Annotated in this window: 16 protein-coding genes, 3 tRNA genes and 3 rRNA genes; 3 read left to right on the top strand and 19 right to left on the bottom strand. The window is 41.0% G+C overall.

Going from position 1 to position 20,378, the window contains the following annotated elements:
- Nucleotides 1–85: 85 nt before the first annotated feature.
- Nucleotides 86–769: a response regulator transcription factor gene (locus QQK06_RS09460; RefSeq protein WP_284244415.1), complete on the bottom strand. Its 684-nt coding sequence runs from the start codon at nt 767–769 to the stop codon at nt 86–88.
- 349 nt (nt 770–1,118) lie between these two features.
- Here QQK06_RS09460 and QQK06_RS09455 point away from each other — a divergent pair, with 349 nt between their 5' ends.
- The gene (locus tag QQK06_RS09455; RefSeq protein WP_284244414.1) at nt 1,119–2,768 is read left to right on the top strand and encodes a tetratricopeptide repeat-containing response regulator; all 1,650 of its coding nucleotides are present in this window, start codon (nt 1,119–1,121) and stop codon (nt 2,766–2,768) included.
- Between the two features lie 52 nt (nt 2,769–2,820).
- On the opposite strand, the gene QQK06_RS09450 is transcribed toward QQK06_RS09455, so the two are convergent.
- The 6 genes from QQK06_RS09450 to QQK06_RS09425 all read right to left on the bottom strand — a co-directional run bounded on the left by QQK06_RS09450 (nt 2,821) and on the right by QQK06_RS09425 (nt 8,361).
- A tRNA-Tyr gene (locus QQK06_RS09450) sits at nt 2,821–2,905 on the bottom strand.
- Nucleotides 2,906–2,947: 42 nt separating this feature from the next.
- Nucleotides 2,948–3,062: ribosomal RNA gene (rrf, locus tag QQK06_RS09445) — 5S ribosomal RNA — on the bottom strand.
- A gap of 186 nt (nt 3,063–3,248) precedes the next feature.
- Nucleotides 3,249–6,127: ribosomal RNA gene (locus tag QQK06_RS09440) — 23S ribosomal RNA — on the bottom strand.
- Between the two features lie 427 nt (nt 6,128–6,554).
- Nucleotides 6,555–6,631: transfer RNA gene (locus tag QQK06_RS09435), tRNA-Ile, on the bottom strand.
- A 39-nt stretch (nt 6,632–6,670) separates the two neighbouring features.
- Nucleotides 6,671–6,746, bottom strand: a tRNA-Ala gene (locus QQK06_RS09430).
- Nucleotides 6,747–6,820: 74 nt separating this feature from the next.
- A 16S ribosomal RNA gene (locus QQK06_RS09425) occupies nt 6,821–8,361 on the bottom strand.
- The 16S, 23S and 5S rRNA genes sit together here with 3 tRNA genes alongside, the layout of an rRNA operon.
- Before the next feature lie 699 nt (nt 8,362–9,060).
- Here QQK06_RS09425 and QQK06_RS09420 point away from each other — a divergent pair.
- The gene (locus QQK06_RS09420) at nt 9,061–9,603 is read left to right on the top strand and encodes a gamma carbonic anhydrase family protein (protein ID WP_284244413.1); all 543 of its coding nucleotides are present in this window, start codon (nt 9,061–9,063) and stop codon (nt 9,601–9,603) included.
- Between the two features lie 224 nt (nt 9,604–9,827).
- On the opposite strand, the gene QQK06_RS09415 is transcribed toward QQK06_RS09420, so the two are convergent.
- The 12 genes from QQK06_RS09415 to QQK06_RS09360 all read right to left on the bottom strand — a co-directional run bounded on the left by QQK06_RS09415 (nt 9,828) and on the right by QQK06_RS09360 (nt 19,540).
- On the bottom strand, nt 9,828–10,376 hold the full coding sequence (locus QQK06_RS09415) for a DUF7010 family protein (RefSeq protein ID WP_284244412.1): 549 nt from the start codon (nt 10,374–10,376) through the stop codon (nt 9,828–9,830).
- Nucleotides 10,377–10,530: 154 nt separating this feature from the next.
- A complete protein-coding gene (locus QQK06_RS09410; RefSeq protein WP_284244411.1) occupies nt 10,531–11,013 on the bottom strand; it encodes a hypothetical protein in 483 nt (160 codons plus the stop codon).
- 252 nt (nt 11,014–11,265) lie between these two features.
- Nucleotides 11,266–11,715 carry a nuclear transport factor 2-like protein gene (locus QQK06_RS09405; RefSeq protein WP_284244410.1) on the bottom strand — a complete coding sequence of 150 codons (450 nt, stop codon included), beginning with the start codon at nt 11,713–11,715 and terminating at the stop codon, nt 11,266–11,268.
- A gap of 160 nt (nt 11,716–11,875) precedes the next feature.
- Nucleotides 11,876–12,358, bottom strand: a complete 483-nt coding sequence (locus QQK06_RS09400) for a hypothetical protein (protein WP_284244409.1) — start codon at nt 12,356–12,358, stop codon at nt 11,876–11,878.
- Between the two features lie 48 nt (nt 12,359–12,406).
- Entirely contained in the window at nt 12,407–13,216 is an 810-nt protein-coding gene (locus QQK06_RS09395; RefSeq protein ID WP_284244408.1) for a hypothetical protein, read from the bottom strand.
- Nucleotides 13,217–13,866: 650 nt separating this feature from the next.
- Nucleotides 13,867–14,091, bottom strand: a complete 225-nt coding sequence (locus QQK06_RS09390) for a hypothetical protein (RefSeq protein ID WP_284244407.1) — start codon at nt 14,089–14,091, stop codon at nt 13,867–13,869.
- A 10-nt stretch (nt 14,092–14,101) separates the two neighbouring features.
- A complete protein-coding gene (gene aroE / locus QQK06_RS09385; protein WP_284244406.1) occupies nt 14,102–14,911 on the bottom strand; it encodes a shikimate dehydrogenase in 810 nt (269 codons plus the stop codon).
- Between the two features lie 126 nt (nt 14,912–15,037).
- Nucleotides 15,038–15,739, bottom strand: coding sequence for an OmpW/AlkL family protein (locus QQK06_RS09380; protein WP_284244405.1), 702 nt, complete (start codon nt 15,737–15,739; stop codon nt 15,038–15,040).
- A 174-nt stretch (nt 15,740–15,913) separates the two neighbouring features.
- Nucleotides 15,914–16,285, bottom strand: coding sequence for a diacylglycerol kinase (locus tag QQK06_RS09375; protein ID WP_284244404.1), 372 nt, complete (start codon nt 16,283–16,285; stop codon nt 15,914–15,916).
- Between the two features lie 4 nt (nt 16,286–16,289).
- Nucleotides 16,290–17,204, bottom strand: a complete 915-nt coding sequence (gene hemF, locus QQK06_RS09370) for an oxygen-dependent coproporphyrinogen oxidase (RefSeq protein ID WP_284244403.1) — start codon at nt 17,202–17,204, stop codon at nt 16,290–16,292.
- A complete protein-coding gene (tsaC, locus tag QQK06_RS09365) occupies nt 17,201–17,746 on the bottom strand; it encodes an L-threonylcarbamoyladenylate synthase type 1 TsaC (RefSeq protein ID WP_284244402.1) in 546 nt (181 codons plus the stop codon). Before tsaC ends, hemF begins: the two co-directional genes overlap by 4 nt.
- Before the next feature lie 159 nt (nt 17,747–17,905).
- A complete protein-coding gene (locus QQK06_RS09360) occupies nt 17,906–19,540 on the bottom strand; it encodes an acyl-CoA synthetase (RefSeq protein ID WP_284244401.1) in 1,635 nt (544 codons plus the stop codon).
- 344 nt (nt 19,541–19,884) lie between these two features.
- Between QQK06_RS09360 and purE the strand changes: the two genes are divergently transcribed.
- On the top strand, nt 19,885–20,367 hold the full coding sequence (purE, locus tag QQK06_RS09355) for a 5-(carboxyamino)imidazole ribonucleotide mutase (RefSeq protein WP_284244400.1): 483 nt from the start codon (nt 19,885–19,887) through the stop codon (nt 20,365–20,367).
- Nucleotides 20,368–20,378: the final 11 nt, after the last annotated feature.

Here is a 20,378-nt window from a genome sequence, read left to right as displayed (position 1 = left end):
AATAAAATGCTGATATACAGCGGCGCTGAAGCATACAGTATAGCGGCCTTAAGCGCAATCAAGCCATAATTTATAGTTAACTCATCTACTGAGCAGTGTAATAGAACTGATAGCCCTTAGAGCGCACCGATTGAATCACACTCACGGTTAAGCCAGCAGACTTTAACTTACTGCGTATACGTGCAACCTTAATATCAATGGAACGGTCAACTCCGTTGTAATCAGCACCTTTTAAAACTTTTAATATCATCTGCCTAGAAACAACTTTATCTCTATTGGTGGCGATATAGTAAAACAGCTCATACTCTTCCTGAGTCAAACCAAGGCGCTTTGCTTGAAAAGAGCAATCACAATCATTGGGATGAAACACCAATTCACCAAACATTAGCGTATGATTACTATCTATTTTTTTAGGTCTGACCCCTAACCTTTTGATCCTTTGATACAAAACCTCAAACGGTGCACCTTTAATGACAAAATCATCAGCACCTAAATCAAAAGAGGCAATTTCAGCTTCTGTAGACTCTTGAGCAGTAAAAAATATAATCCCACCTTGATAGAACTCACGTAACTCCTTACAGATGTCATAACCATTTTTCTCAGGCAAACCAATGTCCAGTAACACTACATCAGGATTGGTACGAATCACTTTTCTAATAGCCGCAGAACCGTTGAAGACTTGGATGACTTCAAAGCCTTTGAGCTCTAATTGTGCTTTTAACATCAAAGAGACCACACTATCATCTTCGATGACCAAAATTTTTTGCATCTGCTACCTAAGCCATAGCGACTTCATTCATTAATATAATTAGATACTATACCTGTAAGAATATTTATCAATTGATCACAAACTGCATGCTCAAAATGCTATCACTTGTTAATGGATTTTTACCAATATTTAACGATATCAGTACATTTCCATCAATTTACAGATAAAAATCATCGCAGTTATCTCATTGTTAGTTAAATAACGAGGTCTGAAAGTAGACTTTATTCCGATTTAATCGCGTGTTGAACTGAGCAGTAATAAATTATTCCCGATAAGATAATGAACAAAACTAGACAAGATCTATAAATTCCGTTAAAAGCATAATAATAATAGCGGTTAAAGGGAATTCATGAGTAAGGTTGATTATGGAAACAAACGTTTCCTTGTTGTCGATAATATTAAACAATCACGCGATACACTAAAAATCTTTGCCTATAGTCTCGGTGCGTTAAGTGTCGATACTAATTGCCATGCACCCGACATTTTAGCCTTATGCGAAACAAATGATTATGATGTTATCCTGCTCGGCTATGATTTAGGTGATAAAAGAAAAAATGGTCAGCAAATTTTAGAAGAGCTTCGAGCTAAAAATAAGCTTTCACGTCGCTGCATTATCATAATGATCACAGCTGAAGTATCTCAAGCTATGGTATTGGCCGCACTAGAACACAAGCCTGATGAATACTTAACCAAACCCTATACCTTAAAAGATCTTACCATTCGCTTAAATCGTTGCTTTGAGAAAAAACAAGCAATGCGTGCAATTTACCAGGCAATGGATGTCGATGATAAAGTAAAGGTCATTGCCCTGTGTAAAAAGTTAATCCAGAAAAATTCTCCCTACAAAAATGAGTGTCTAGGTATCCGCTCTCGTCAACACTTTGAATTAGGGGAATATGCTCAAGCTAAAAAAATCTACTCCGCCTATTTAGGTACCCCAAACTGTCAGTGGGCTGCTATTGGCTTAGGGAAAATTGCTCTGGTAGAAGGTCACTACCTTAATGCCGAAAAATATTTCAATGCCATTATTGATGATAATCCGCTTTATCTTTCTGCATATGACTGGTTAGCTAAAACTTATGAACTCAATAACGATCCAGATAAGGCAGAAGAGATACTTGAAAAGGCCCTAATGGCTTCACCTCGTTCTGTTACTCGCCTGAAAAAATATGCTGAGCTTTGCCTCACTAATAATAAACTAGATAAGGCAACGAAAGCCTTATCTAAAACGAATGATCTTGCTTATCATTCGATTCATAAGAAACCAGACCATGCGCTACAATTTGCCGAAGCACTGATAGAACATGCGGATAATTTGCGCTTGTTTGAGATCCGCAAACTTAATCATAAAGCCTTTGATATTTTAGCTAACATGACCAGAGACTTTCCGGTCAACGAATTGAAGGTCATCGCCCAGTTTTTAACAGCACAACTACACAATAAAGCAAAAGATACAGGCTTAGCTAAAAGTGCACTTAAAGACGCTGAGCGTTTACTAGAGCTATTTAAAGATCAGTTATCAGTAGAGAATACTTTTAGAGCTGCACGCTCGCTTATCGCTTTACAGAGAAGAGGAAAAGCCGAAAAACTATTGGAACAACTCGCCGAAGCTCACCCTGATAATATGGAAATACTATCAGAAGTCGTTGCATTGTCAGACCGCCCAATCAGTGAGAAGGATAAACTAGCCGCTCAAGCAGCACTGGAAGTGGGAGTGAGCTTATATAAAGCCAATCACTATACATTAGCAATAGATAAGCTTAATCAGGCGCTTTACCACTTTCCTAACCACTTAGGGGTTAAACTCAATCTACTACAAGTGTTACTCATTTCTTATGAAACGAATCCAGATCGTATTGCTGATTTTAAACAAGCAAAAGTACTGATGAATCAATTAAAAGATCTTTCACCGGAAAGCGAGTCTTTCAAACGTTACAGTAAACTAAGAAGTAAATATCAAGCATTAGCGACCTTTATTAATAACAGAAAATCAGGCTAACTTAACAGGATATAAAAATAAAAAAGCCTGCTAATGCAGGCTTTTAGAATGATGGTGGAGGGAGGTGGATTCGAACCACCGAAGGCGGAGCCGTCAGATTTACAGTCTGATCCCTTTGGCCACTCGGGAACCCCTCCAAGGGGAAAAGCCCAGTCTTAAGACTGGGCTTAGCAATAGAAGTCTAGCGATGACCTACTCTCACATGGGAACTCCCACACTACCATCGGCGCAGTTGCGTTTCACTTCTGAGTTCGGCATGGGATCAGGTGGTGCCACAACGCTATTGTCGCTAGACATAAACTGGCGTTAATCAAGCTCACGCTCAATTAACCAATCTTGGAAAGCTGTTTCAATCTTCTTATTCAATTCTGAGTACGTGATTTGACGTGCATGGATGCACTAATGTCGATGAGGTTCATGGATGAACGTTTTTCATCGACGATATGTCAGTCTACAACTTTAAAACCACTTGGGTGTTGTATGGTTAAGCCTCACGGGCAATTAGTATCAGTTAGCTCAAGGCCTCACAACCCTTACACACCTGACCTATCAACGTTGTAGTCTCCAACGACCCTTTAGGGAGCTTAAAGCTCCAGTGAGAACTCATCTCAAAGCCTGCTTCCCGCTTAGATGCTTTCAGCGGTTATCAGTTCCGAACGTAGCTACCGGGCAATGCCATTGGCATGACAACCCGAACACCAGTGGTTCGTCCACTCCGGTCCTCTCGTACTAGGAGCAGCCCTCTTCAATTCTCAAACGCCCACGGCAGATAGGGACCGAACTGTCTCACGACGTTCTAAACCCAGCTCGCGTACCACTTTAAATGGCGAACAGCCATACCCTTGGGACCGACTTCAGCCCCAGGATGTGATGAGCCGACATCGAGGTGCCAAACACCGCCGTCGATATGAACTCTTGGGCGGTATCAGCCTGTTATCCCCGGAGTACCTTTTATCCGTTGAGCGATGGCCCTTCCATACAGAACCACCGGATCACTATGACCTGCTTTCGCACCTGCTCGACGTGTCTGTCTCGCAGTTAAGCTGGCTTATGCCATTGCACTAACCGTACGATGTCCGACCGTACTTAGCCAACCTTCGTGCTCCTCCGTTACTCTTTGGGAGGAGACCGCCCCAGTCAAACTACCCACCAGACAGTGTCCCCAAGCCCGATAAGGGCCCTAGGTTAGAACATCACGCATACAAGGGTGGTATTTCAAGGTTGGCTCCACCACATCTAGCGACGCGGTTTCAAAGCCTCCCACCTATCCTACACATGTAGGAGCAATGTTCACTGTCAAGCTATAGTAAAGGTTCACGGGGTCTTTCCGTCTAGCCGCGGGTATACGGCATCTTAACCGCAATTTCAATTTCACTGAGTCTCGGGTGGAGACAGTGTGGCCATGATTACGCCATTCGTGCAGGTCGGAACTTACCCGACAAGGAATTTCGCTACCTTAGGACCGTTATAGTTACGGCCGCCGTTTACCGGGGCTTCGATCATGAGCTTCGCAGAGCTAACCCAATCAATTAACCTTCCGGCACCGGGCAGGCGTCACACCGTATACGTCATCTTTCGATTTTGCACAGTGCTGTGTTTTTAATAAACAGTTCCAGCCACCTGGTTACTTCGACTGTCACCAGCTTAGGGAGCAAGTCCCATCACCAGCAACAGCGTACCTTCTCCCGAAGTTACGGTACTATTTTGCCTAGTTCCTTCACCCGAGTTCTCTCAAGCGCCTTAGTATTCTCTACCTAACCACCTGTGTCGGTTTGGGGTACGGTTCCTATATATCTGATGCTTAGAAGCTTTTCCTGGAAGTATGGCATCAACAGCTTCAACTCCGTAGAGTCTCGTCTCGTGTCTCAGTCTTAAGAACCCGGATTTGCCTAAGTTCTCAACCTACACACTTTCACATGGACTACCAACGCCATGCCTGCCTAGCCTGCTCCGTCCCTCCTTCGCAATATATAGAAGTACAGAAATATTAATCTGTTTCCCATCGACTACGCGTTTCCGCCTCGCCTTAGGGGCCGACTTACCCTGCCCTGATTAACATGGGACAGGAAACCTTGGTCTTTCGGCGGGGGAGTTTTTCACTCCCCTTATCGTTACTCATGTCAGCATTCGCACTTCTGATACCTCCAGCAAGCTTTACAACTCACCTTCAACGGCTTACAGAACGCTCCCCTACCACTTAATCCTAAGATTAAATCCGCAGCTTCGGTGCATAGTTTAGCCCCGTTACATCTTCCGCGCAGACCGACTCGACTAGTGAGCTATTACGCTTTCTTTAAAGGGTGGCTGCTTCTAAGCCAACCTCCTAGCTGTCTGGGCCTTTCCACATCGTTTCCCACTTAACTATGACTTTGGGACCTTAGCTGGCGGTCTGGGTTGTTTCCCTCTTCACAACGGACGTTAGCACCCGTAGTGTGTCTCCCGCATAGTACTCATTGGTATTCGGAGTTTGCAAAGGGTTGGTAAGTCGGGATGACCCCCTAGCCTTAACAGTGCTCTACCCCCAATGGTATTCGTGCGAGGCTCTACCTAAATAGATTTCGGGGAGAACCAGCTATCTCCCGGCTTGATTAGCCTTTCACTCCGACCCACAGGTCATCACCGCATTTTTCAACATACGTGTGTTCGGTCCTCCAGTTGATGTTACTCAACCTTCAACCTGCCCATGGGTAGATCGCCGGGTTTCGGGTCTATACCCTGCAACTAAACGCGCAGTTAACACTCGCTTTCGCTACGGCTCCCCTAATCGGTTAACCTTGCTACAGAATATAAGTCGCTGACCCATTATACAAAAGGTACGCAGTCACCCGAAGGCTTCCACTGCTTGTACGTATGCGGTTTCAGGTTCTATTTCACTCCCCTCACAGGGGTTCTTTTCGCCTTTCCCTCACGGTACTGGTTCACTATCGGTCAGTTAGGAGTATTTAGCCTTGGAGGATGGTCCCCCCATGTTCAGACAAAGTTTCACGTGCTCCGTCCTACTCGTTTTCACGTTGTGTTTGCTTTCGTGTACGGGGCTATCACCCTGTATCGCCAGCCTTTCCAGACTGTTCCACTAACGCCCACACGCTTAAGGGCTAATTCCCGTTCGCTCGCCGCTACTAAGGAAATCTCGGTTGATTTCTTTTCCTCGGGGTACTTAGATGTTTCAGTTCTCCCGGTTCGCCTTCTTTGGCTATGTATTCACCAAAGAATAGTTGCTTATGCAACTGGGTTTCCCCATTCGGAAATCTGTGCCTATAACGCCTTTTATCGGCTTAACACAGCTTATCGCAGATTAACACGTCCTTCATCGCCTCTAACTGCCAAGGCATCCACCACATACGCTTAGTCACTTAACCATACAACCCCAAATAGTTTGGTACGCCAGGGTGACTAAACCCCAGCAATTGTAAAGCCTGACATTTTCACGTACTCAATAGAGTATCTTGAATAAGAATTTGATAGTTTTTCAACTATCGGTTGATAATCTTCTCTTCTCAACATAGGTCGAGGAGAAAGGATTATCGGTGATAAATATTGGCGCGACACCAACATTTATCGGGATATATATCAGCTTTCCAGATTGTTAAAGAAGTAGTAATTAGCGCGCATTCGGCTAAAAACTTGGTTTAAAAAACCAAACTTAAATCATCATCAAATGATACGTTAAGTTTGGCCTTTCGTTCCTTGAAGAAGTACGTTCAATTCAAGTTAATCAAGCTAGTTAGTAGCGACGTGTAGGCTTTTTTACACGAGCTGCGAACTAACGCAGAGTAACGAAGAATTTGGTAGGTCTGGGCAGACTTGAACTGCCGACCTCACCCTTATCAGGGGTGCGCTCTAACCAGCTGAGCTACAGACCTATTTTAGTATTCACCGCCAGTAGGTCACTCAGATAAAGTTGGTGGAGCTAAGCAGGATCGAACTGCTGACCTCCTGCGTGCAAGGCAGGCGCTCTCCCAGCTGAGCTATAGCCCCAAAGGCTTTGTCTTCTTCTAATTCGTTATCATACAATGTGTGTGAACACTCAACACAAGTTAATTCGTTCAAGATAAGGAGGTGATCCAACCCCAGGTTCCCCTAGGGTTACCTTGTTACGACTTCACCCCAGTCATGAAACACAAAGTGGTAATCGCCCTCCCGAAGGTTAGACTAACTACTTCTTTTGCATCCCACTCCCATGGTGTGACGGGCGGTGTGTACAAGGCCCGGGAACGTATTCACCGCAACATTCTGATTTGCGATTACTAGCGATTCCGACTTCATGGAGTCGAGTTGCAGACTCCAATCCGGACTACGACGTACTTTAAGTGATTCGCTCCACCTCGCGGTCTTGCAGCACTCTGTATACGCCATTGTAGCACGTGTGTAGCCCATCCCGTAAGGGCCATGATGACTTGACGTCGTCCCCACCTTCCTCCGGTTTATCACCGGCAGTCTCCTTAAAGTTCCCGCCATTACGCGCTGGCAAATAAGGATAGGGGTTGCGCTCGTTGCGGGACTTAACCCAACATTTCACAACACGAGCTGACGACAGCCATGCAGCACCTGTCTCAGCGTTCCCGAAGGCACTAATCTATCTCTAGAAAATTCGCTGGATGTCAAGGGATGGTAAGGTTCTTCGCGTTGCATCGAATTAAACCACATGCTCCACCGCTTGTGCGGGCCCCCGTCAATTCATTTGAGTTTTAACCTTGCGGCCGTACTCCCCAGGCGGTCAACTTAGCGCGTTAGCTACGCTACCCACGTTTCAAGAACACAGACAGCTAGTTGACATCGTTTACGGCGTGGACTACCAGGGTATCTAATCCTGTTTGCTCCCCACGCTTTCGTGCCTCAGCGTCAGTATTTGTCCAGGTGGCCGCCTTCGCCACTGATGTTCCTTCCAATCTCTACGCATTTCACCGCTACACTGGAAATTCCACCACCCTCTACAATACTCTAGTTAGCCAGTTTCAAATGCAGTTCCGAGGTTGAGCCCCGGGATTTCACATCTGACTTAACTAACCGCCTACGCACGCTTTACGCCCAGTAATTCCGATTAACGCTCGCACCCTCCGTATTACCGCGGCTGCTGGCACGGAGTTAGCCGGTGCTTCTTCTGTCGCTAACGTCACAGTGCAAAGGTATTAACCTTACACCTTTCCTCACGACTGAAAGTGCTTTACAACCCGAAGGCCTTCTTCACACACGCGGCATGGCTGCATCAGGGTTTCCCCCATTGTGCAATATTCCCCACTGCTGCCTCCCGTAGGAGTCTGGGCCGTGTCTCAGTCCCAGTGTGGCTGATCATCCTCTCAAACCAGCTAGAGATCGTCGCCATGGTAGGCCATTACCCCACCATCTAGCTAATCTCACTTGGGCTAATCTAAAGGCAAGAGGCCCGAAGGTCCCCCTCTTTGGTCCGTAGACATTATGCGGTATTAGCAGTCGTTTCCAACTGTTGTCCCCCACCTTAAGGCATATTCCCAAGCATTACTCACCCGTCCGCCGCTCGACGCCGAAGTACAAGTACTTCTCGTTTCCGCTCGACTTGCATGTGTTAAGCCTGCCGCCAGCGTTCAATCTGAGCCATGATCAAACTCTTCAATTAAAAAATCGTTTGTGAGAGACAAGCTCTCGACTCAATGAATTCTGTACAAATAAAACTTACTTACTACCCGAAGGTAATAATTGTTTTGTATGAACATCTTCACTGAGATTATTGTTGCTACCTAAGTAGCTGTCGAATCAATCTCATGTGAGTGCTCACACAAATTGCATGATAACTAATTGTTAAAGAACGTTATCTTTTCTATATAAAGAAGAGATAACTGAAGTTAAATCGCATTCGTTTAACTCCGACACTTCGATTTGGCTAGAAGCCTTGCCCGAAGCGAGATGCGCATTCTACGCAACTCAGTTTTGATGTCAACAAGTTTTTGAAAATTTCTTTAGCTTTTTCGCCGCAGCACTTTTTCTTAACTTATCTGACCCGTTTACCTATCAAATTCGATAACTAAACTTATCAAAACACTCCTCTGGGCTGTCCCTGAGAAGTGGATGCGCATTTTAGGGATTTTTGCGACCACGTCAACAGTTAATTTCACTTTTTTATTTGTTTGCTCTGTTTTTGTACAAAGCGCGGTTTTTCTGACATTTATTGCACTATTCTCGCTTTAATAATCAACAAAACTAACGAAATGACTTTATACGTAGTTTAATACTGATAAGTAGCAATTCGCTTTTTTGATGATAAAAGCATAACCTTTTAGCTAAATCATTCAGCCAAGTTCTATTAAAGAGATAAACCATGGAACAAACTAACTTACGTTCATATAAAGGAACACAGCCCACAATAGGCAAAAATACCTATATAGATAAAAGCGCCGTACTCATTGGTGACATAACAATTGGCCAAGATTCCAGCATCTGGCCATTAGTTGCTGGCCGCGGCGACGTGAATAAAATGACAATAGGTAGTAGAACCAATATCCAGGATGGCACCATTTTGCATTTGACCCGCACCTCTAATGCACATCCAAATGGTTTTCCATTAGTGATAGGTGACGATGTCACCATTGGCCATCAATGTATGCTACATGGTTGTACTATAGGTAACAGGGTTTTAGTGGGGATGGGTGCGATTGTTATGGATGGTGCTATCGTTGAGGATGATGTATTTATTGGTGCCGGTACTGTAGTACCACCTAACAAAACACTTAGAAGTGGCTATCTTTATGTGGGTAATCCAATGAAAGAAGCTCGACCATTAAAAGACGCAGAAATAGCATTCCTCAAAGAGTCGGCGATCAACTATGTCGATTTAAAAAATGATTATTTAACTGAGCAGTAATAAATTGAATAAGTCATGACTTGAGCTGTCAGATTCAATCTTTAGGATGCGATCAAATCTGACAGTCGCATTTGTGCCATTAGCGGCTATTTATGCAACATACACGGACACTTTATGGGGTACAAAAGCGGACGTTCGGTAATAACGCCCCATTCAGGGGCTGATAATAGCTTGCTAAAATGTGCAGCGAATCGGAACCTAGCAAGCTCTTAGCAGTCCCGTTACTATAATGGCTTGTATGTGCTTGTTATATCTCTAGTTAACATTTGATAAATACTTAACAAATAAGTTAAAACGATAACACAAGAGATAGCTAAAATACCGCTGTTAGGGAATAAATACCAAGCTGCTACAATTAAAACACTTCTTAATACAGCATGAATTAAGCCTACAGGATGGTTAACAATCCAAGAATAGACTACCCAATGAAGCCCTAATCCAACGCCTAAACTCAAAGGAACAAATTCAGGTGCATTTAATAGTAATGGTATATGGACGACCCAAAGAAGATTAACCATTATGATGCATTGACCCATTAGTTTTGCCAAAGGGTTGGTTGAGGAAACTAAGTTCTCTTTCCTATATTTAGCTATTAATAAAGCTATAGGAAAAATACCGCCTGTTGCAAAAAGTAAAATATATATAGAAATGTTTGCGCTAAATTGTGTGCTTAGAAGTCCAACTAAAAACCAAATAATTGTTCCAGCAACCGGCATTGAAATAGATCTGTTTGAAGATTTTTCAAATTCTTTTCTGTATTCATCTAATGTCAAAATACTCTCTCCTTCGCTTGAGTAATGCTAAGACTTGTTGAAGCATATAACGCCCTTTAAGGGGCTGATTAATAGTTTGCTAAAATGTGTAGCGAAGCAGAACTGAGCAAACTGTTAGCAGTCCTGCTTTAAATTCTTGTTATATTGCGCTTAATTAAGGCCTGACGAAATTACCATAAAGCTGATTTCTAACGGGTCGTTTAATTAAATAAATCGCCCCATTATTTTCCATTTCTCTAATTTTATTTAAAGGGATATATTCTGGTATTGGCGTAAAATAATCATCGTTACTTAAATCACCGTATTGGATACTATTTACGACTGAATATTGCCATTGATAGAAAAACCTTCCATATACGATTGCTACATTATCATCAGTCACGCGTACAACTTTTGCCAGTTTATATTTATTTTTACGTTCTAAATCACCCTTGATAAGCCTCATATCTAAAAAATAAATATCACTAATTTGAGGATTTAGAACTAAAACCGTGGTTTCAGCCTGTTCAGTTTGATGTTGCTTATATCTATCGAACCCAAAATACATAACCATAAGTAAAAAAACTAATAACACCAGTTTATTTAAGGATATTGTCAACTTAGATTTTGGAAGTTGTGACTCGAAGGCATTTTGCACTTTAATCTCTCCTTGAAAAATACAGCGCGGTGCTAATCAACAAAATAAAGAATATAAGATGACTTAACGGCATAATATGTCACAAACGTAACTCGTCTGACATATTATGTCAACAAAAGATTAGTGCTCCTTAGCTTATGAGCAATATAACGCCCATTTAAGGGGCTGATAATAATTTGCTAAAATTGTGAAGTGAAGCGGAACCGAGCAAACTGTTAATTTTCCCGCTTTATTGCCTTGTAGGGCGAATTATTAGTCCATGTACCTTCTCATTTGCGTTATTAAACCTTGTTCATTGAACTCCAACACGAGAATAGTACGTCCCTTATAATGCTTAAGCTTTTTATTTTTATAGTATTTTGAGTCTTCATTAACTACTACTACAGCTGTATCAGTACCTATGATTATATTATCTATAGTCTCAACCACAGAAACCATTGAAGTACCTTTACTTATGATCCCATTTCTAAGTTTATCTTTTCCAGTAAATGAAACACCATACGTAGGATGATGATCTGTAAAGTCATCCGTAAAAAATGCAAGATACTTGGCTATTGCTTCTTCATTCGAATTTGGCTGCCTCGCGTTTTCCGATGCCGATATAAATGCTTTAATCAAACCAGCTGTTGGTGCAGCTTTAGCTGATAATATAAATAATAAAGTTAATACTATAAATATATTGATAATTAGTTTTTTATTCATTTTATTCTCATTATATTGAGCGGATAGCTGGTAGACATCTATTCGTCTAACGCCCTGTTAAGGGGCTGATTAATGTTTGGCTAAACTTGTGTAGCGAAGCGAAACCGAGCCAAACGTTAGCAGTCCCGCGCTTAAACAGCTTGTTAGGCAACTTTATAAACTACTGGCTATAAAAAACTGTAGGTATTTCGCCGTTTAAATATTCTTTATCATCTGTACAACTTACATTAACTAAACCATGTACGAGAAATGCAACTATGCAACCGCCACTTTCCTCATGTTGATATCGAGCCTCTGCAGCAGTAATTTTCTGATTTTCAATAGTAAAGGTAATTGCTTCAAAACCATCATCGAATACAAAAGGTAGCGGAATAATTACTATCAAAGCGAAAAAGCCTTTCTCTGATTCGGAAAAGTTGTAGGTCCATTTTTCTAATCCATTAGATATTGATTTTAAATTAGGCTCCCCCCAATATTCCTTTAACTCCGTTGCGCTGATACCGGTTCCTTTATCTGAAATATAGCCTTTTTCTTTTTTTACTATAGGGTTTTGTATTGACGAAACTCTAGAGTCTAAAGAAGAGTAACCAATACCAACACACCCTGATAATAAGCACGATAATAATATCAATAAATTTTTCATGTTCATCCTTGCAAAATACGTCCTATGCACACTTAGTTGCCTAACGCTTCAAGCAGGGGCGCAGCTTTGCTGCGTCCATTGCCTTGACTTGTTAGATTGTTCTATAAGGTTATTCACATCTTTCATAATGTTATTAAATTCGCTATCGCTTCCATTATTCTTAAAGACAAAGTGAGGGGGAACTAATGATTTTCCAGCTGCATTTCTGTACGTTCCAACTACAGCTATATTTTCAGTTGCAACTATAGACATCGTAAAGTTAAAGCCATACTGATAGATATCTAGTTTGTTTGTGGCAGGTGAATTTTTATGAAATGACAAATAGTCATTTATAGACTCTCTAATTTTACGACCATAATACCCTTCTTCAGTTTTCTTGTTTCGGCTGTTCAAAACTCCTTCAGATTCAGATTCATCTGACATAAGAATTACAACTGTTTGTTTATCTTCCAGTGAAAATCGTTTTGAGAGATCTTTAGAATTATTAGTAAAAAAGTTTTTCCCATCATTCATAACGATATAGAGCTTATCAGAATTAACTAAGTCAATACCTAAGTTGCTCATACTGTTTTCATAGGTGACCTTATGGAGACCGATATCATCAAATTCTAGTAATTTCGGAAAGCTCTCTTTCAACAGACCTTTTACTTCATAGCTGGTACTTTCGCCAATTTTCTTATTGATAAAGTAACTAACAGTCAAACCAACAAATAAAGCGGTTCCAATTGAAAGCAGCACCTTTTGATATGGTTCTGGGACTTTAAGAAAAATCGGAATAACAACAAAACATAAAAACGCAATAACTCCCCAAAGAGCAAAGTTTTTCTTTGTTAAATCGGTAAAATTTGGAGACTTCATAATAACTTTATACTTCCTGTGTATTTGTCTTTCAATCTAACACCCCATTCAGGGGCTTTTTATTGTTGGCTAAAATAACGAACGCAGTGAGGAGATCCAACTATTAAAAGTCCATACTGCAATGGCTTGTTATGTTTACTTTACTCAAGTTTTCCAGCGCAAAGTATAAAATGAAGCGCCCATTGTAACGATTACAATAAAACTGCCAACCAAATAACTCTGGATATTGTTGCTAAAGTTAAAGTCTTCTCCAAGAAGGGTAAAGCATATCTCAGCTGTTAGCGCCCCAACAATTACACCAAATATTGTAAAAATATAAACAGTACGAGCTGTAAACTGTGAGTGGGTTATCTTCAAATACAGGAAGCCAACCGAAGCTATTGAAGCCAAAATAGCGAAAAACTGTAACACCAGAATTAATTTATTCACTACATTATTATCAAATTTACTAACCTTTTGCTAGCTAAGAAAATATTTGAAAGTTAGTAGAGTGGTCTAAGGACAAAAATGCGCAAATTGCTCATTTTCCTGAATATAGGGGAAGTTTGTTGGTTCTGGATATAAAAACAGTATCAAAAGAAAATATTTCAATGTCCGTTATTCGCTCATTGCAGTCTGCCAGATAAAAAGCTAGTACAGATAAATACGCATTAAGTTAGCGTAATTACCCCTTGATCTGGCTCGTTATCTTCGAGCCAATCTTCAACTAATGATTCCCAATCCAACGTCACTTCCGTGTTAATAGTTATTTGTTGCTCTGTCTCTTGAGCTAATACTATCAGGATTTTTTCTCCTGCAAGCTGCCCGCTAAAACACCAACAGCCATAATCGCTATCAAAATAATGATCGTCGTTAAATAAAATCGCCTGATTCATACTAATCCTTTCACAGTGCCGTTCTTAATTGCGACAAAACCGTGCTCACCTCTGGTTTAACACCTCGCCAAATATAAAAACTTTCCGCCGCCTGTCCCACTAACATCCCAAGGCCATCAATTGCTTGTTTAGCATGATGTTGTTTGGCAAAAGCTAAAAAAGCAGTATCTTCCTTACCATACACCATGTCATAACAAACCACTTGTTCATTAATCAAGGAGTGCTCTATCGGTAACTTATCTCCGGTTAGGCTCGCTGATGTTGCATTAATAATGACATCGAATGCCATTTGATTAACATCGCTAAAGCTCTTTGCAGATAAACGCAGATCGTTAAATTGCTCAACCAGCTTTTGTGCTTTACTCATGGTGCGATTTGCTACTACGACAGTTTCAGGGTTTTGTTCCAGCAAAGGTAATACTACGCCTTTTGCTGCACCGCCCGCCCCTAGTAACAAAATGTTACTCCCTGACAGTTCTACCCGATGTGCTAACAGATCATTAACCAGGCCTAAACCATCGGTATTATCCCCCAATATTTGCCCCTCTTTAAAAGTTAAGGTATTTACTGCTCCGGCTAACTGAGCACGTGATGATAATTGATCACACAAACACAAAGCCTGTTCTTTAAAAGGCACGGTAACATTGGCACCTTTACCGCCTGATTTAGCAAATGCCCGCACAGTATTGGCAAAACTATCTAGGGCAACGAGTTCACTAAGATAATTCAGTGGTTGTTGTGTTTGACTAGCAAATAACTGATGAATAAATGGTGAGCGTGATTGGCTTATCGGATTGCCATAAACGCGATATTGGTCCATAACCTTGTAATCATTAATACTAAATTATCACTAGATTAGCGCAATCAAAGAGAGATAAAAACTAAAAAGCCGCGCTTAACTTAAAGTTAGCGCGGCTTTTTTATTATGACTTAGCGCAAGTTAATCTTAAAATTTGTAACCTAACATCACTGAATACACCATAGGATCAACAGCTACATCAGCAGAGCCCTTAATCGTGTCACCAATTTTAAAGTTTGCTTCAGTCTCAATATCGATATAACGAACCGAGGCGTTAATATGCCAGTTATTATCTAATTGGAAATCTGCGCCAATCTGCGCAGAAAAGCCAAAAGAATTATCTAAATCTAAATCTTTAAAGCCTAATGACTTAGGGGCTGATTTAAATTCTTCATCAAAGAAAATTGTGTAGTTAACACCTAAACCAAGATACGGTTTAAAATTTGAGTTAGTATCAAAGTAATATAGTGCACTGATTGTTGGTGGTAAGTGAGTTGTTTCTGCAAGCGTAACATCATCAACATTTACCCCGAAAACACCAGGAGAAATTCCTTGAGCATCGTGAATTTTAATATCATGAGAAAAAGGAGTCGCAGCTAATACTTCAAGTGCCCAGTTATTATCGTAGAAATATACAAAGTTCAAACCTAACTGGCTGTTATCATCAACAGAAACGGCTAACGGCGTATCGCCACCTAGGGCTTCAACATAAACTCCTGCTTTATCACTATCCGGGTTTACCATAGTGATACCACCACGTACTAATATATCACCCGCTTTATAGTTATCAGCAATTGCTGTTAGCGATAAGCTGGATAAGACGGCAAGTGTTAATAAATTCTTTTTCATAATGCTATTTCCATAATGTTTATAAGGTTTTTAAGTTGAGCGCATTTTATCGCTTACATTATGGAAAATGTTGATCCAGCACAAAGTTGTAGAGCTCCCAGAAGAATATCTGACAGCTTTTATGATCTAAATCATCTTTTCACTTATTACCTAGATAACTTAGCCAATAAATGATTAAAACAATGTATAAATTTTATAACCCCAAACCAGAACAAAATAACAGATAGCAACAAAAACGGCTGCTGAACCTAAATCTTTTGCCCGACCACTAAGTTCATGCCGTTCCAAACCAATACGGTCAATCGCCGCTTCGATACCCGAATTAAGTAATTCGGTGATCAAGATACCAAAGATGCCGGACATTAACAGACAAAACTCAACAAAACCATTAGCGATATAACAAGCAATCGGCAGTAAAATAATTAATAAAAACACTTCCTGACGAAAGGCAATCTCATGCTTATACGCTGCTTTTAATCCGAGAATGCTGTTACGCGTCGCAGGACCAAATCGAGCGAAATGCCCTAAGTTATTTTTTTCTGTCATAAAATTACTCTGCTATCAGCCAATCTGTCGGAGTTAAATAATTTATCAAATGTGCTTCTTCACTGTCAGGCTCAGGCTGGTAGTTGTATTCCCAACGCGCCAACGGCGGCATCGACATCAAAATAGATTCAGTGCGACCACCGGATTGCAAACCAAACAAGGTACCACGGTCAAATACTAAATTAAATTCAACATAACGGCCACGGCGATAAAGTTGGAATTGTCGATGCGACTCTTGATAAGGTGTCGATTTACGTTTATTAACAATGGGAACATAAGCATCGATATAGCCTTGACCGACTGCCTTAATATAATCAAAACACTTGTCAAAGCCCCACGCGTTTAAATCATCAAAGAATAAGCCTCCAACACCTCGTGTTTCATTGCGGTGTTTTAGATAGAAGTAGTCATCACACCATTTTTTATGCTCGTCATATATCAAATCACCAAATGGCTGGCATAAATCTTTAGCCGTTTGATGCCAATGAATAACGTCTTCTTTAAATGGATAAAATGGCGTTAAATCAAATCCACCACCGAACCACCATACAGGAGCTTCACCTTCTTTTTCTGCAATAAAAAAACGAACATTAGCATGTGATGTTGGTACAAAAGGATTTTTCGGATGAATCACCAACGATACGCCACAGGCCTGCCAACTTCTGCCTGCCAGTTCTGGGCGATGTGCTGTCGCCGATGGTGGTAATTTATCGCCCGATACCAAAGAGAAATTTACTCCGCCTTGCTCAATAACCGCGCCATTGGTCATTACCCGAGTACGACCTCCGCCACCTTCTGCCCGCGTCCAGTTATCTTCAACAAACTTTCCTTCGCCATCTGCCTGTTCTAATGTCTGACAAATTTGATCTTGCAATGACTTCAAAAATTCAATGACTTGGTCAATATTTACTTGGCTCATGAGCGAAAAGTTTCTCCTGTTAAAGCATCAATAATGGTAGATGGCTGGCTATACCCTAAGGTATTCCCTTTAATAATAAAATCGATTGTTTCTGTTAATGCAGGTGATAAATCCTGCCACTGCGTTGCAGGTAGCTCACCAGATAAATTAGCGCTGGTAGAAACTATCGGTTTATTAACTTGATTACACAAGGCGACAACATCCGGCTGACTGGTTACTCGCACCGCTATCGAATCGAAATCACCGGTTAGCCAAGAAGATAACGACGGATTTTTTGGAAACACCTGAGTAATGCCATCAGGCCAACGTGACAAGACGCTAAAGCGTTTGTCTTGCGGTATTTTATTATCATCAACATAAGGTAGTAATTGTGAGTAATTAGCAGCTAATAAAATCAAGCCTTTCGCTTTATCTCGTTGTTTTATTTTGAGTAATTTTTCAATAGCTTCAATATTGTCAGGATCGCATCCTAAACCGAAAACGGCTTCTGTCGGATAAGCAATAATACCGCCCTGTTGATACACTTCTACGGCTGTTGTCATAAAATCAATACTAAAGCACTTAAACAATGGCGCCAATTATACGGTTTTTTAACTCGCTTGCATTAATATTATAAAGTTGTCTTGCCAGGCAATAATAAAAAGACCGAAAAAGCAAATATCACTCTTTCAGCCTTTTTCACTAAACCTCAGTTATTAAAACTAAACTTCACTAAGTTGTTTTACTTTCTCCCGTAAAATAAACTTTTGCACTTTACCGGTAGAAGTTTTCGGTAATTCACTAAACACTATGGTTTTTGGCGCTTTAAAATTGGCCATATGCTCGCGGCAAAACTCGATGATTTCCCGTTCGCTAGCATCTTTATCCGCTTTTAAGGTAACAAACGCACATGGGCTTTCCCCCCATTTTTCATCTTTACGAGCAACTACTGCAGCTTCCATTACAGCAGGATGCTGGTATAACACACCTTCCACTTCTACCGAAGAAATGTTCTCTCCACCAGAAATGATAATATCTTTAGAGCGATCCCTTATTTCAATAAAGCCATCAGGATGTTTAACCGCTAAGTCACCAGAATGAAACCAGCCATGTTTAAAGGCTTCAACCGTTGCAGTATCATTTTTTAAATAGCCTTTCATGGTGGTGTTACCACGAAACATGATTTCGCCGACGGTTTCCGCATCAGCTGCAACAGGTAACATGGTTTGTGGATCTAAAACATCCACTTCTTCCTGAGTTGGATAACGCACTCCTTGACGTGCCTTTAACGCTGCTCTTTCATCGTCGGTTAATTCGTCCCACTGACTTTTCCATTCACTAACCACACAAGGACCATAAACTTCTGTTAAACCGTAACCTTGTGTTATATCAAAGCCATGTGCTTCCATACCTTTGATCACCGTTGCAGGTGGTGGCGCGCCAGCCGTCATAATATTGATGCCACGAGGGATTCTATCCAATAACTCACTATCAGCATTTAAAATCATATTTAACACTATTGGCGCACCACAAAAATGACTAACATTATGTTCTATCAAGCTAGTGACAATCGCATTGACCTCCACTTGACGCAAACACACATGCGTACCGGCCATTGCTACTACTGTCCAGGGAAAACACCAGCCATTACAATGGAACATTGGTAATGTCCATAAATACACTGAATCACTGGCAAGCGGCCAAATCATATTATTACCAACAGCATTTAAATAGGCACCACGATGTGAATAAACCACCCCTTTAGGATTTCCCGTCGTACCCGAAGTATAATTTAACGCCAGCGCCTGCCATTCATCATGAATTAAATTTCCTTGAAAGTTTTCATCCCCTTCTGTTAATAAGTCTTGATACTCTAATTCCCCTATTCGCTCAGCATCTTCACACTCAATATCATCATCGATATCTATCACTAATGGCGCACGAGTACATAAGGCTAGCGCCTTTTTTACTGTCGGTGCAAAAGCGGTGTCCGTCAGCAACACATCACATTCACTATGATCGAGAATAAAAGCAATCGCCTGTGCATCCAGACGAATATTAATCGAGTTGAGCACAGCTCCAGTAAGCGGAACGCCATAATGAGCATCTAAAAATGCCGGAATATTAGCGGCAATGATACTGACAGTATCTCCTGTTTTTACTCCTCGTTGAATTAAAGCCGAAGCTAAACGACGAACGTTCTGTCGATATTCTCTGTAGGTAAATTGCTGATCACCATGAATAATAGCGACTTTATCCGGATAAACATCTGCTGTGCGATTTAAAAAATTGATCGGTGTTAATGGCTGACTATTGGCAGCTACTTTGTCTAAGCCTTGATTATAAATATTATGCATAACCTTTCCTCATCAGTACTTATCGCCAGTCTTACGCCAGCTTTTTAGTTTAGATAGGATCAGTTTACGCCTTTAATGGTGAATAAAAATTAGCCTTTGGTCTAATACTGTCGACAATACACATAGTTTTTGCTATTAAAAAACTATGTTTCTATATATTTAAATTTAATTGTCTACAGTTTGATTCCCGACCTTTCCTTTACTAAGGATTAAAGTGTCTATTTTATCAACAACTTTTGTCAGACTTATTTCCGTATTAAGCCAAACAAAGGTATAATGCGCGCCTTATTTTATTGCGACAATATAGCAGCACTTTAGCCAACTAATTATCAAGGTGAAAAATCATGAAAGTGGGTATTATCATGGGGTCAAAATCTGATTGGCCGACAATGCAACACGCAGCAGAAATGCTAGATTTATTGAATGTTCCATATGAAACAAAAGTCGTTTCAGCCCATAGAACTCCTCACTTGTTAGCTGAATATGCAGAAAGCGCTAAAGAACGTGGTTTAAAAGTGATTATCGCTGGTGCTGGTGGTGCAGCCCATTTACCAGGTATGACGGCAGCGTTTACTGCATTACCAGTGTTAGGCGTTCCTGTGCAATCAAAAGCATTAAGTGGTCAGGACTCATTATTGTCTATTGTTCAAATGCCTAAAGGTATTGCCGTAGGTACATTAGCAATAGGTACCGCTGGTGCCGCCAATGCTGGATTACTTGCAGCGCAAATTTTAGCGACTCACGATGAAGCCATTATGGCGAATATCGAAGCATTCAGAGCCGAACAAACCAATAATATATTAAGCAACCCGAATCCAGCAGAATAGGCAAATCATCC

This window comes from Thalassotalea insulae, assembly GCF_030161395.1.
GTDB lineage: Bacteria > Pseudomonadota > Gammaproteobacteria > Enterobacterales > Alteromonadaceae > Thalassotalea_E > Thalassotalea_E insulae.
Note: the sequence above shows the minus strand (reverse complement) of the source record. Positions and strands in the feature narration are given on the sequence as shown.